Consider the following 13142-nt stretch of genomic DNA (forward strand, 5'->3'; position numbering starts at 1 on the left):
TTTTTTACTTTCTTAAATCTTTAGAACATCAAAAAAATTATAACGTCTTTATTCTTATAAACAACACACAACAAAAAGCCTTGACTAACGTCAGGGCTTTTTAGGTTTAAAGACCAAGAGAAACAAAGGAACAAAGATTTAAAAAACCCAAAAATCTTAATGCATAGCCCGAGGTTTCAACTTTGGAAAACGTATTGTAATCATATATTGCGTTCCCAAGGTTGAAACCTCGGGCTATGGTTTTGAAAAATTTTGAAAAAATATCCTAAATAAAAATTTCGCGAAAATTGGTGTAATTCGTGGCAAAAAACAGCAAACATTCAACAATCTATGCGAAAAACTTAGTACCCAAGGTTAAAACTTCGGGCCATGGTTTTGAAAAGTTCTGAAAAAACAACCAAAATAAAAATTAGCGAAAATTGGTGTAATTCGTGGCAAAAAAAGCAAACATTCGACAAACTATGCAAAAAACTTAGTTCCAAAGGTTGAAACCTCGGGCTATGGTTTTGCAAAGTTTTGAAAAAACAACCAAAATAAAAATTAGCGAAAATTCGTGAAATTCGTGGCAAAAAAAAGCAAGCATTCGACAATCTATGCAAAAAACTTAGTAACTTAGAACCTTAGCAACTTAGAGGCTAAAAAGAATTTTATAAAAATCTAAAATAAACGACTTTTTGTTTAAAAACAAACAATTTGTTACAATTTGTTATTTTTCTACAATTAATTTGTCGTTAGTCAAAAGTGTAATAACTTTGCTTAAAATAAGTTAAAAAAATGCAAGCAAAAGATTTACTGCAGTTAGCAGACCAATTTGGAAGTCCATTATATGTTTATGATGCCGAAAAAATCCAATCACAGTACAATAGGTTAACTAAAGCTTTCTCTAAGGTAGAAAACTTAAGAGTTAATTACGCCATGAAGGCATTGTCAAACGTTGCGATTCTTCAGTTATTAAAGAACATGGGGTCTGGTTTAGATACTGTATCAATTCAAGAAGTTTTATTGGGACTTCATGCTGGCTATGAACCTGAAAAAATCTTTTTTACACCAAACGGAGTTTCTCTTGAAGAGATCGAAGAAGTTGCCGCAATGGGTGTACAAATCAATATTGACAACTTATCTATTCTGGAGCAATTCGGGACAAAATATCCACAAATTCCGGTATGTATTCGTATCAATCCGCACGTAATGGCGGGAGGAAATGCAAATATATCAGTAGGACATATCGATAGTAAATTCGGAATCTCTGTTCACCAAATTCCGCATATATTACGAATTGTAGAGAACACAAAAATGAGCATCGTAGGTATTCACATGCACACAGGATCTGATATTCTTGATATCGAAGTATTCTTGTATGCTGCTGAAATCTTGTTTGATACCGCAAAACACTTCAAAGATCTTGAATTTTTAGATTTCGGAAGCGGATTCAAAGTACCTTACAAAAAAGACGATATCGAAACTGACATTGAAGAATTAGGTAAAAAATTATCAAAAAGATTCAACTCTTTCTGTACAGAATATGGTAGAGATTTAACGTTGATTTTCGAACCAGGGAAATTCCTCGTGAGCGAAGCAGGTTTCTTCTTAGCAAAAGTAAACGTAGTAAAACAAACAACTTCAACAGTTTTCGCCGGAGTCGATAGTGGTTTCAACCACTTAATTCGTCCTATGTTTTACGGTTCACAACACCATATCGAAAATATCTCTAACCCAAAAGGAAAAGAGCGTTTTTACTCTGTAGTAGGATACATTTGTGAGACTGATACGTTTGCCAACAACCGTAGAATTTCAGAAATTACTGAGGGTGATATTCTTGCTTTCAGAAATGCCGGTGCATACTGTTTCTCCATGGCATCAAACTACAATTCAAGATACAAACCAGCCGAAGTTTTATGGATGGACGGAAAAGGAATCTTAATTCGCCAACACGAAACATTCGAAGATTTGCTTAAAAATCAAATTCCGTTGCCACAAGAAGTTGCTGCAACAGTTTAAAATAAAAAAAAGAGAATATCAATTGTAGAAATCCCGTTTCATTTTGAAGCGGGATTTTTTTATTTTAGATTGCTGCTTTTATATTTTAGATTGGCAAACGCATGTCAGGCTGAGCGAAGTCGAAGCCCCGCCAAGCAAATCGCCAATACTGAACGCAGATGACGCGGATTTGCTTTGCAAAAACGCGGATTAAAAAGGATTTTTATCATGATATTCCAGACTCAACTTTATCAGACTGGACTGAAGTCCAGCCTTACAAAATAATACGTTCCTCCGGAACTTTTTTAGAGAACCGGAGGTTCGGGACATATTGAAGCGAGGGATTTTAATCCCTTGAAGCGCAAAGTAACCCCAAAGTTTGTCATTTCGACCGAAGGGAGAAATCACATCCAATATCCCGTAATCAGAATCCTCAATCTTTGTCAAGTTTCTTGTGTGATCTCTCCTTCGTCGAGATGACAAGATTGCGGATTCTGATAGAATTATTGATACAGAAATAGTTAATCCTCATTCAAAAATCTCTTAACTTAATGACATTGCAGGCTAACCTGCTAATATTTTTTTTCTCTACAAAAACTCAAATAAAAAAACTATTTTAGCAAGCCCAACTAAACCTTAAACCCATGAAAATTACGATTCCCCTATCGCTATTATTTCTGTTACTTACTACCAATATATTCAGTCAAACCATTGCTGATCTAAAACTAAAACCAAAAGAAATCCCTAAAACATATACTTCAAACGACGGTAATATTTGTGTTACTCCTGCCGCTTGTAATTTTTATACTGATATTGAAACCTATAGCACCATTGTTGGAACTTTAAAAAGTAAAGCGATTCAAAGTTTTAAAAGTAAAACCGATCGTGGATCTATCATGTATTTTGAATTTGAACACACTTTTAAAGGGGATAGATTTCTGCAAGGTTTGCTTTGGGGAAAAGACGGTCAGCCAACAGATGAACATCCCGAAGAATATCTTGCAAAAGGAAGATTTCTCGTAATCTGGAGTTTTCATCCGGACAGTGTTCTTAAAGAAAAATCAGAAACTAAAATAGAGACGATTTTAAAATAACTAAATACTACACAACAAATGGAAAAAATTGCTACGAAACCAAATCTTCGAAAAAGAATATTTGCGGGATTAATTGACTATTCGCTAATGTCTGGAATGCTATATATTATGTTCGTCTATTATGGAGAAAAAACTTTAACAGGATACAAACTAGAAGGATTTCCTGCATTAACAACATAATTAATTTGGGGTTTTTATATGATTGGATTCGAATTAAAATTTGGAGGCACTCTTGGTAATCTGGTATTTGATTTAAAAGTTGTTTCCATACGGGATAACAACACTTCAAGTTTAACTTTTGGACAATCCTTTAAAAGACATTTGGTAGATATATTAGACATTTGGTTTTTTGGACTACTGGGAATATTATTGATAAAAAACACAAAATACAATCAAAGACTTGGAGATTTGTGGGCGAAAACAATTGTCATTGATTCTACAGATAGTGAGCAATTTTATAAACGTTTTGTTTAAACTCGAATTTATATCATTTAAATAACAAAAACCGTTTTTTAAATCTACCTTAATTACAGCTTCATTTTTAATTCGTAATTTCGTCAAATTAAAAAAAACATCAAAATGAAACCACAAATAAGAATCCTAATTTACTCCATTCTATTTTTTCTATACCTTTCTACAACTTCACTTTTACTTTCGTTAGGCGAAGTATTAAAAACAGATCCGTATATCACTTTAGGCTGTGGTTTTGCAGTTCTGAACCTGATGTATACTTTCTTCGCCCTCAAGTGGACACTGTTCCTAAATATAATTTGTTCTATTGCTATTGCTGCTTTAAGTTTATTTTTGGCTGTACAATTTGCAAATTTACATCTGCTTGTCAATTATGATCCTTATTTAGTAAAAACAGCAATATTTACAAATGCTATTTTATCTATTTTGTTTTGGGAAATTGTATATCAGATAAAAAGTAGACTAGAATTAAAGTAAAAGCGCTTTATAAATCAATTTCAATGAAGCAAATTCTTCTATCGTTTATATTCCTTTCGTTTATTTCCTGTATCAAGCAAAAGAAGAATGATGCAAATATAAAAACAGCATCTAAAACCGAAATAACATCCGAAAACAAAGCTTCTAAAACAGAAAAAACGGTTCTCGATACTACCAAAAAAATAGATCTTGGCTACGCTGACAAGTACGAAAAACTTCCGAGATTAGCTGTAGACACTATTACCGAAACAGAATTTAACCAACTTAAATCATTTGCTTCTTTAGAAAAAGTCAAAACTGAAAAAAATGGCAATTTTTTCTATATTCAAACTGAACATACAAAACACCAATTTAAAAAATACAAAGATTACGGCGGAGAAGAAAGCTGGAGCGGCTATGATTTATTAGGATATTATACAAACTTGAAATTGTTTGCGATTACCAACAGCTCCACATCTGAATCTCTGGGATTTGGAGAACTCTTTTTATTAGATGATACTAATGATTATGAATACAATATTGTTTCATTTGGCGATAGAAGGGTAGAGTTACCAATTCCGTCTGTAAATAATAAATATCTAGTTTATTATTACAACTCTGCTTACGAAAGTCAAAATTGTGATATTGGAATATTAAAAATAAATGATAAAAAAAATCCAAAAACGTATCTAACAGAGACTGCGACTTATCACTCAGATGAATTTAAAATAGAAAAAATCATCTGGAAAACAGACCATGTTTTCTATATAAAAGGTTACAAAGAAGTTGATCGTCAAAAGTTATATTCCTACCATAAATTAGCTATTAAATAATAATTTAAAGTTCTGTTTAAAAGCTGTTCTGACGTAAGTTTATTTTTATATTTTAGCAAAACAAAGTTTCGTTAATAAAAAATTTTCGAACGACAGCGAATACTCTTTTTGTAGAGATAAATTCTAACCAACCCACTCTTAGAAATGAAACAATTAATGCTATCACTTTTAGTCCTGATTTTGTTTTCATGTAAAAAAAATGAGGAAACGTCAGATTCTAAAATTTCAAATAAAAAAGAGAAGGATAGTTCAGAAAGAGAAAATGATGGCATTAAAAAGTTAGATACTCTAAAAATCAGTTACTACGAACATAAAAACCTCTTTGATATTCTTACTATTTTGCCAGACAGTACGATGGCAAGCTGGCGATGGAATAAAAATGAGAGAATAGAATTTGTAAAGCAAATACAGAAACTTAGTTATACAACTACACCAGCAGAACATTTTTCTAAAATTTCACTGACACAACCCAATACAATTGAAATTCAAGTTGTTGACGGATATTGGGTCTTATCAATTTATAAAATAAAAACCAATAACTATATCGTAATTACAAATGATGTTGTTGGCGATGGAAAAGATCTTCACGCCTATGAATACTTAAATGGTGAGTTAAAATACATCCCGTTCAAAAGCTTATTTGACAATTTAACAGCATTTTTAATTGACAAAAACGATAAAAACTGTATGGAATTCCTTGAGGACAATCAGATTTTATTTGATTATAACTTCATTGGAACAAAAAAAATACAGATTAGTGATTCTGATTTATTAGAAGACTCAAAAGATTGTTTTAAAGGCAATATTTTGAATTATGAATTTAATCCGGAGCTTAAGAAATTTAATTTAATCAATATAGAATAAGCAAAACAATGAAAAAATGTTTCCTTGCCTTACTATTTTGTTTTCAACTTTCGTTTTCACAACAGGTTGATCATTTAGATACTGTACTCAAACAGCTTAACTTAAAAGAAAGTGACATAAATCAAAATCTTTTTACTCAAAAAATACTACCATACGACAAGGACAAAAGTGTTTTGGTGATCCCTAAATATATTGTCAATGAAGAAGACAATGAAGGTCATTTTTACTTTGAATTAGATGCTTATATCGTGGTAATCGATAATGCAACAGGAAAAATAATCTGCAAATTTATTGAACCCAACGCCTGGACATCTGATGCTTTTGTATTAACCGATATTTCGATTGATACCGGATTGTACCTTCTTAATAAAACTACGAGAGCCTTTGGAGTAAGAGTAGACTTTAATGCCAGCAGTAAACCTAATCCGTTTAGCGAAACCAATTTGTCATTGTACATTATAGAAAAAGGATCTTTGAAGCAAGTGCTGAAGAATTATAAAATTTCACAATCTCATGGAGAATGGGATACTAATTGTGCAGGAGAATTTGAATACAGTAATTCGACCTTCGACATGGGCAAAGTGCAAAACAATAATTTTAGCAATATTATAGTCAAAACTAAAATTGTACAAACAATAAGTACGCCCACAAAAGATGATTGTATCTCTAAGGATACGATTAAAACCGAAACATCGAAATTAGTTTTTAATGGAAAAGAGTATAAATAAAACACCTCTCTAAAAACGAATAAATTCAAAATTATATATGATTTTTTTTTATGCCGGATTAGCCTTTATAGCTATAGTTAGTATTGTGGTTATTATTTTAAAAAAAATTAAAAAGAACATTTCAATTTTAGAGTTGATTGTAACAAACATCTATGTTTTTTCACTCCTTTTTATGTTCGTTGGGTTAGAATCTCATGGCAACGATTACCATATCGCTATTGATCCTGTCGATGGGCAATGTTATATTCCTTTTGGGGGCAAGCATATTCTTAGTTTACTCTTTTATTTTATAGCCTTTATTATTTCAGTTTTATTAATTTGGCTAAAAGGCAATAAATTACCTCCCTTAACACAGGTTTTATCCTTGAGTTTTCTTGTAATTGGCAGTATTCTCTCTTTTGTAATTTTACTACAAGTATCACAACACAATACCGAAAGTATTGATATGTATGACAATTCAGAACATATGTATTTTTTTATAGGTGTTCCAATTATAAGTCTGATAATCGCAGTAAGCCTTGTCATTGGCATCCTAAAAACCAAAATGAGGATTGCAAATGAAAAAAGATATTCCAATAATTTTTTGAATAAAATCAACCAGTTTTTCGCTCAAAAAAGCAACTTACCTTTGTGGAGTATTATTCTAATAATTCCGCTATTATTGATCATTACGCTTATCCTAGTCTTATTTGGTCAGGATTCTAATTCATTGATAAAAGTTTTTACAGACACAACAACCTGGAGATTTTCGCAACAAATGCATCCGCCAATCCTGGATCATAAAGGACATTATTTATGTACGGTTGCTGCCTCCGGAAATCCTAAAATTGTAAAACCTCTAAGATTAGGAAAAAGAAATGGCAGAACAATAATAGTAAACCGTCAATTGCTTATTGCAAATGCTTTTGAAGAAATGGTACAGGATTTCTCTCCTAAATTACATCATTTTATACGCACCAATTATGATAAATACGGATATAATTTATCTCAGAAAATCAATACTAAACCATTATCCAGCTTTACCTATTTAGTAATGAAACCAATAGAATGGGCGTTTTTACTTTGCTTGTATTTGTTTTGCGAAAAACCGGAGGAAAAAATCAATAAACAATATCAAATCTAATCAGCATATGCAAAAAAGAAAAAATGCACAAATATCACTTTTGATCTTTGTGCATTTTTTGCTGTAATTCAGTCGAGTTGTTGTGCGTCTCTACAATCAATAAAACTCTAATATAAATCTATTTCAGGTACGAAAACCATTTATCTTCCATAGCCTTCTCTACATCAATATTGTGATAATTGGCAAATAATAAAATTTGCCCAAGCACATCAGCGACTTCATTCGCAATGTTCTTTTTTAATTCTTCTTGTGTCAGATTTCTGCTTCTTCCTCTCCCTGTATACGAAAGATAATTTTGGGTCAACTCTCCTATTTCTTCCTGCAATTTCAAAATATACCAATCGGCGTCCCTTTTTATATTGCAGTTTTTCTCGTACTGATCAGAAACCATTTCCACTTTTTTTGTTACTGTATTTAAATCCATTAGATTGTACTATGGTTAAGTTTTTAATTGATTGTTCGTCTGTTTTTTTCTTTTCTTAGGTCAGAATTGAAAACAATATCGATTAGCAAAGATATTGCTATTATAATATTTTGTAAATAAAAATTTACAAAATTAAAATTTTTATTACTTTTCAGATTTTGACGATTTATACTTTAATTGTAAGATCTGTAAAAAAAAATAAATAAAATAACAATCTTTGTCTGAACAATTATATTTGTGTTTTGAAATTAGCTGAGTCAAATCTCGACAATAAAGTTTTCAAAATTGCTAACGAAATTATTAATTAATACTTTAACCCTTTTTTATAAATCATGAAAACCACAATTCTAATTCTATCTGCCTTCATACTTATTTCCTGTAAAAAAGATCAAAAAACAGAAACCGAAAAAATACAAGTTTCTGTGCAAGATACTGTGCAAATACCTGAGGAAAAAGAAATTGTAAAAAACAGTTCAGATACTATTGTAATTTCGGCCAAACATAAAAAAAACAAAATTCTATGTGATTTAGATGGCGACGGGAAAAATGAAACTGTCGAAATTGTCAGAAGTACCAATAATAACAAAAGTGGTCTAAGGATCATATTCGGTAACGGAAAACGAACCGATTATCTGGGAATGGGAAATACTGTTTTGAAACAAGGTTTTGACGAAATTGACTGGGTGGGAATTTTCGAAAAAGCGCCAAAAAATGAAGTTTACTGGAATAACATAAGTGACGAAGGCGAAATAATGGGCGATGAAGAAATAAAGGACGAAGATAAAATCAAACTTCCCAATGACGGTATATTTATTCACGCCGAAGAAAGCTGCGGAGGTGGTATCATTTACCTAAAAAACAACAAATACGAATGGATTCAGCGGGAATAATTTTATCACACGTTAGACAAACCGCTGTATATCAACGTTTCTATAATTATTAATTTAAAAATTCATAAATTTATTGTTCGATTATTATTTAATGGTCGAAACTAAGTTCTAATTTTTTAAATCATTATTATGAAAACTAAAAAAATATGGGCCAATTTGGGTGTAGAAGATCTGGCGCGAACAACCAAATTCTACAGCGAACTAGGTTTTAAACCCAATGGTACCAATACAGAATTGACCAGTTTTACTTTTGGACAGGATGATTTTATAATTCATTTTTTTATAAAAGAAAAGTTTAAGTGGGCTATTAGTAGTGAAGCTGCCGACTTAAAAGTGGGTAATGAAGTTATTTTCTCTCTTTCGGCCGAAAGCGTAGACGAAGTACATCAATGGTTACTGAATGTTAAAAATGCAGGTGGAAAGATTTTCGCTGAACCTCAAAGTATTGAAAAAGGATATTTCTTTGGATTCTCTGATCCGGATGGACACAAATTTAATATTTTGTTCTGGCCTAAATAAAAGGATCTTCAGGTAAATACATAAAGGCGCATCCTATTGCGTCTCAACCCTTATAAAAAACTAAAATTCTAATCTAGCCCCAATAGAGCCCGTATCCTCGAATTCCCGATAATTATCGGTACCAAGCGATAAAGGCGAAAGCGGGACAATTGTTCCTTTTGTGAACTAAAATTCCTGCTCCTGAAATTTAAAATTTACACTATTTGAATTCATCTAAAAACCGATATATTTACACCTTTAAAATCAATCGCCTTTAGAATGAAAAAATTCGGATTACTATTCTCCATATTATTTTTAGCCCTTTCGTCATGTGGCGTAAAAACCACGCAATCATTGCTAAGCGATGGTAATTATGATGGTGCCATAGACCGTGCTGTCGAGGCATTGAGAACCAAAAAAGACGCTAAAGGAAAACAAGATTATGTCTATTTGCTGGAAGAAGCTTTTGCAAAAGCAAAGGACAGGGATTTGCGTGATCTCGATTTGATGATTAAAGAAGCTACACCAACAAATTCTGAACGTGTTTATAATACTTATTTGCAGTTGAATAACCGTCAGGAAAAAATAAGACCGTTATTGCCGTTGCCTTTATTGAAACAGGGAAAAAATGCTTCTTTTGCATTTGATAATTATTCAGATCAGATTGTGAGCAGTAAAATTGCGCTTACGAAATATTTATATGACAAAGCTTCTGTTCTTTTAAAATCAAAAAACAAACTGGATTTCAGACTCGCATATGATGATCTTTTCTATCTTGAAAGTCTTAGTCCGGGCTACAAGAACACGAAAAAAATGATGGATGACGCCCAGTTCAAAGGAACTGATTTCGTTGATGTATATGCCACAAACGAAACTAATATGGTGATCCCAAAAATGCTTCAGGATGATTTACTGGATTTTAAAACTTACGGTTTAAATGATAAATGGACGGTTTATCATAGTGCCAGACAAAAAAATATTACTTACGATTATAGCCTGATAATCAACTTTAGACAAATTAATATTTCGCCGGAGCAAATCAAGGAGAAAGAATTCATTAAAGAAAGACAAGTCAAAGATGGTATAAAAACTCTTCTTGACAGCCGCGGAAGACCTGTAAAAGATAGTCTGGGCAAAGAGATAAAGGTCGACAACTACAGATGGCTTAGAGCAAATATCTACGAATTCAGACAGTTTAAATCCTGCCAGATAACGGCAAAAGTAGATTATGTTGATGTTCGCACAAATGCGCTGTTACAATCATTTCCGGTCACGAGCGAATTTATTTTCGAAAATGTTTACTCTACGTATAAAGGCGACAGAAGTGCTTGTGAGGATAATTATATGAATTATTTTAATAAACGTGCTGTGCCTTTCCCTAATAATGATCAAATGGTTTATGATACCGGCGAAGATCTAAAAGCGAGACTTAAAGATATTATTGTCAGAAATAAATTCAGAGGATAAAATTTCTGACCAAAAAAACAATTTAATACAATCAAAAAATGAAAACCAAAATCCTGATTACTTTAATTCTGTTTTGTTTTATCAGCTGTAAAAATTCTGATAAGGTCGAAAGAAAAGACCAGCCGGATATCTACAATGTTAAAGGCAGTGATACAAATATGAATGAAGCAATAGAAAAAGCGAACCAAACCTTAGCAGCTTTTAATACTGCTTTACTTAATCCGGAAATTGAAGTTAAATCTTTGAAAGTTAAATTTCAAAATGAAACCGATGCTGAGCATATCTGGTTAACTAATGTTGAGTTTAAAGATGGCAAATATTCCGGAATTTTAGATAATGAACCTGAATATATTACAGATTATAAAATTGGGGATACCATAAACGTCGACAGTAAAAACATTAGCGACTGGATGTATATTGAAAACGGAAAACTGTTTGGCGGTTACACGATAAAAGTACTAAGAAACAAAATGTCTGAAAGCGAAAGAAAACAATTTGATGCCGAAAGCGGTATGCAAATAGAATAAGCAAAAACATATTACTTTTTAAGCGTATTGTATCAAAATCCTATATCCTTTAAAAAAATGTTGATGAATGAACACATGAGAAAAATTGCAATTTTATTAATACTTATTATAGCATTTTCAGGTTGTAAAGAGGAGAAAAAAGAACAGCCAAAAACATCTGATAATACAACGCTAAACGTTTCAAAAAATCAACCTTTAGTTGTAACAAAAATTGATTCGACACAATTTCCCCGTTCAATAAAATACGAAGGTTTTATTAAAAATGCTGTTCGCTGGAAAGATAATTCAGGAGATAATATTGTAATCACAACTGAAACGGGTATTTACAAAAATGAAAAACAGGGACACGAATTTGAAGACAGCAGTGATGCTGAGTTATATGCCTACCATTTTATAATATCGAATAACGAAGCGAAACAAATCTGGAGAGTAAAGGATTTTATTGCCGATTGTCCGGTAGATATTATAGCGGCTTTTGTCAAAAATACTTTTAAAATTACAGACTTAGATAAAAATGGTATCGCTGAAATATGGCTAATGTATAAAACGGTTTGTCATGGAGATGTAAGCCCGTGCGATATGAAGATTATTATGTACGAAGGCAACCAGAAATATGCTATACGAGGACGCAACAAAGTTGAATTTGGAACTGATGATAACGGAAAAAGATTATTTGAAGGCGGTGAATTTAAATTTGATGACAATTTTAAGAAAGCTCCAAAAGTCTTTAGACAGTTTGCCGAAGACTTGTGGAATAAAAACATAATAGAAAATTGGGACAATTAATAGGCGGTGAACATAAACCCTGACCTTATTTTAATAGAGATGTACAAAATTGTATGTCTCTATTTTTTTTTTACAGAAAATCATAAAATAAAAAAAACATACTACTAATCAAAATGTTATGTATATTTGCAACTGATTAGTTGCGTATTTAAATAAATCAAAAATGAAACGAGATATATTTCAGGCTATTGCCGACCCAACCCGTCGGGCCATCTTAGTATTAGTGGCTACTACTGCTTTAACCCCAAATGCAATTGCAGAGCAGTTTAATACAACGAGACAAGCCGTTTCGAAACATATTAAAATTCTCAACGAATGCGACTTATTAGACGAAAAAAAAATAGGCAGAGAAATCTATTATCAACTTAAAATTGACAAAATGAAAGAAGTTGACAAATGGCTGGAACAGTTTAAGGAAATTTGGGAAAACCGATTCAGTCAACTTGATCATGTGTTAATGAACCTAAAATCTAAAGAAAATGAAATCTAATCTCTTAATGAATTTTTCCGTAAACAAGGAAACTATAACGGTGAACATAAAACGTGAGTTCAACGCATCGCTTGCCAATGTTTGGTCAGCATGGACAGAAGCTGAAATTTTAGATCAATGGTGGGCTCCTGCCCCATTTACATCTAAAACAAAACGCATGGAATTTAGAGCAGGCGGACAAAGATTGTATGCCATGGTTGGTCCTGAAAATCAGGAACGATGGGGACTTATTGATTATACCTCGATTTCTCCAAAAACCAATTTTAAATATTCTGCTACTTTTTGTGATGCTGAAGGCAATCCTGATTCAACTTTTGGAAGTTCTTATTGGAATGTCAATTTTTCCGAACAAGGAAATTCCGTAATTGTTGCTATTGAAATTAAACGAGATAGCTTATCTGATTTAGAAAAAATAATTGAAATGGGCTTTAAAGAAGGATTTACAAGCACTATGGAAACGTTGGATAAAATCCTTGAAGTACAAAAGTAAAATAGTAATGAATTTAAAATTTTA

17 protein-coding genes are annotated in these 13142 nt (G+C 32.0%); 16 read left to right on the forward strand and 1 reads right to left on the reverse strand.

Annotated elements, in window-relative coordinates:
• Positions 1-774: 774 nt before the first annotated feature.
• The 9 genes from lysA (at position 775) to NJT12_RS08525 (ending at position 7546) form a co-directional block, all read left to right on the forward strand.
• The gene (lysA, locus tag NJT12_RS08485) at positions 775-1998 is read left to right on the forward strand and encodes a diaminopimelate decarboxylase (RefSeq protein ID WP_271335451.1); all 1224 of its coding nucleotides are present in this window, start codon (positions 775-777) and stop codon (positions 1996-1998) included.
• Between the two features lie 623 nt (positions 1999-2621).
• Complete coding sequence (locus NJT12_RS08490; RefSeq protein ID WP_271335452.1) at positions 2622-3071, forward strand: hypothetical protein; 450 nt, start codon at positions 2622-2624, stop codon at positions 3069-3071.
• 18 nt (positions 3072-3089) lie between these two features.
• Positions 3090-3251: a hypothetical protein gene (locus NJT12_RS08495; RefSeq protein ID WP_271335453.1), complete on the forward strand. Its 162-nt coding sequence runs from the start codon at positions 3090-3092 to the stop codon at positions 3249-3251.
• A 3-nt stretch (positions 3252-3254) separates the two neighbouring features.
• A complete protein-coding gene (locus NJT12_RS08500) occupies positions 3255-3545 on the forward strand; it encodes an RDD family protein (protein ID WP_271335533.1) in 291 nt (96 codons plus the stop codon).
• Between the two features lie 105 nt (positions 3546-3650).
• The gene (locus NJT12_RS08505; protein WP_271335454.1) at positions 3651-4019 is read left to right on the forward strand and encodes a hypothetical protein; all 369 of its coding nucleotides are present in this window, start codon (positions 3651-3653) and stop codon (positions 4017-4019) included.
• A 23-nt stretch (positions 4020-4042) separates the two neighbouring features.
• Positions 4043-4831 carry a hypothetical protein gene (locus NJT12_RS08510; RefSeq protein ID WP_271335455.1) on the forward strand — a complete coding sequence of 263 codons (789 nt, stop codon included), beginning with the start codon at positions 4043-4045 and terminating at the stop codon, positions 4829-4831.
• Between the two features lie 144 nt (positions 4832-4975).
• Entirely contained in the window at positions 4976-5695 is a 720-nt protein-coding gene (locus NJT12_RS08515; RefSeq protein WP_271335456.1) for a hypothetical protein, read from the forward strand.
• 8 nt (positions 5696-5703) lie between these two features.
• A complete protein-coding gene (locus NJT12_RS08520) occupies positions 5704-6423 on the forward strand; it encodes a PA3715 family protein (protein ID WP_271335457.1) in 720 nt (239 codons plus the stop codon).
• Between the two features lie 37 nt (positions 6424-6460).
• Positions 6461-7546 carry a DUF6688 domain-containing protein gene (locus NJT12_RS08525; protein ID WP_271335458.1) on the forward strand — a complete coding sequence of 362 codons (1086 nt, stop codon included), beginning with the start codon at positions 6461-6463 and terminating at the stop codon, positions 7544-7546.
• Between the two features lie 118 nt (positions 7547-7664).
• Here the strand turns inward: NJT12_RS08525 and NJT12_RS08530 are convergent, their stop codons facing one another.
• The gene (locus NJT12_RS08530; protein ID WP_271335459.1) at positions 7665-7970 is read right to left on the reverse strand and encodes a nucleoside triphosphate pyrophosphohydrolase family protein; all 306 of its coding nucleotides are present in this window, start codon (positions 7968-7970) and stop codon (positions 7665-7667) included.
• 332 nt (positions 7971-8302) lie between these two features.
• Here NJT12_RS08530 and NJT12_RS08535 point away from each other — a divergent pair, with 332 nt between their 5' ends.
• The 7 genes from NJT12_RS08535 to NJT12_RS08565 all read left to right on the forward strand — a co-directional run bounded on the left by NJT12_RS08535 (position 8303) and on the right by NJT12_RS08565 (position 13118).
• Positions 8303-8860, forward strand: coding sequence for a hypothetical protein (locus tag NJT12_RS08535; RefSeq protein ID WP_271335460.1), 558 nt, complete (start codon positions 8303-8305; stop codon positions 8858-8860).
• A gap of 129 nt (positions 8861-8989) precedes the next feature.
• Complete coding sequence (locus NJT12_RS08540) at positions 8990-9379, forward strand: VOC family protein (protein ID WP_271335461.1); 390 nt, start codon at positions 8990-8992, stop codon at positions 9377-9379.
• A gap of 258 nt (positions 9380-9637) precedes the next feature.
• Positions 9638-10825 carry a COG3014 family protein gene (locus tag NJT12_RS08545; RefSeq protein WP_271335463.1) on the forward strand — a complete coding sequence of 396 codons (1188 nt, stop codon included), beginning with the start codon at positions 9638-9640 and terminating at the stop codon, positions 10823-10825.
• Between the two features lie 38 nt (positions 10826-10863).
• Positions 10864-11352: a YegJ family protein gene (locus NJT12_RS08550; protein WP_271335464.1), complete on the forward strand. Its 489-nt coding sequence runs from the start codon at positions 10864-10866 to the stop codon at positions 11350-11352.
• 75 nt (positions 11353-11427) lie between these two features.
• Entirely contained in the window at positions 11428-12138 is a 711-nt protein-coding gene (locus NJT12_RS08555; RefSeq protein ID WP_414655389.1) for a M949_RS01915 family surface polysaccharide biosynthesis protein, read from the forward strand.
• 163 nt (positions 12139-12301) lie between these two features.
• Positions 12302-12628: an ArsR/SmtB family transcription factor gene (locus tag NJT12_RS08560; RefSeq protein WP_271335466.1), complete on the forward strand. Its 327-nt coding sequence runs from the start codon at positions 12302-12304 to the stop codon at positions 12626-12628.
• The gene (locus NJT12_RS08565; protein ID WP_271335467.1) at positions 12618-13118 is read left to right on the forward strand and encodes an SRPBCC family protein; all 501 of its coding nucleotides are present in this window, start codon (positions 12618-12620) and stop codon (positions 13116-13118) included. The genes NJT12_RS08560 and NJT12_RS08565 overlap by 11 nt, the downstream gene beginning before the upstream one ends.
• Positions 13119-13142 lie beyond the last annotated feature (24 nt).

The organism is Flavobacterium azizsancarii, from assembly GCF_027980145.1.
Taxonomy (GTDB): domain Bacteria; phylum Bacteroidota; class Bacteroidia; order Flavobacteriales; family Flavobacteriaceae; genus Flavobacterium; species Flavobacterium azizsancarii.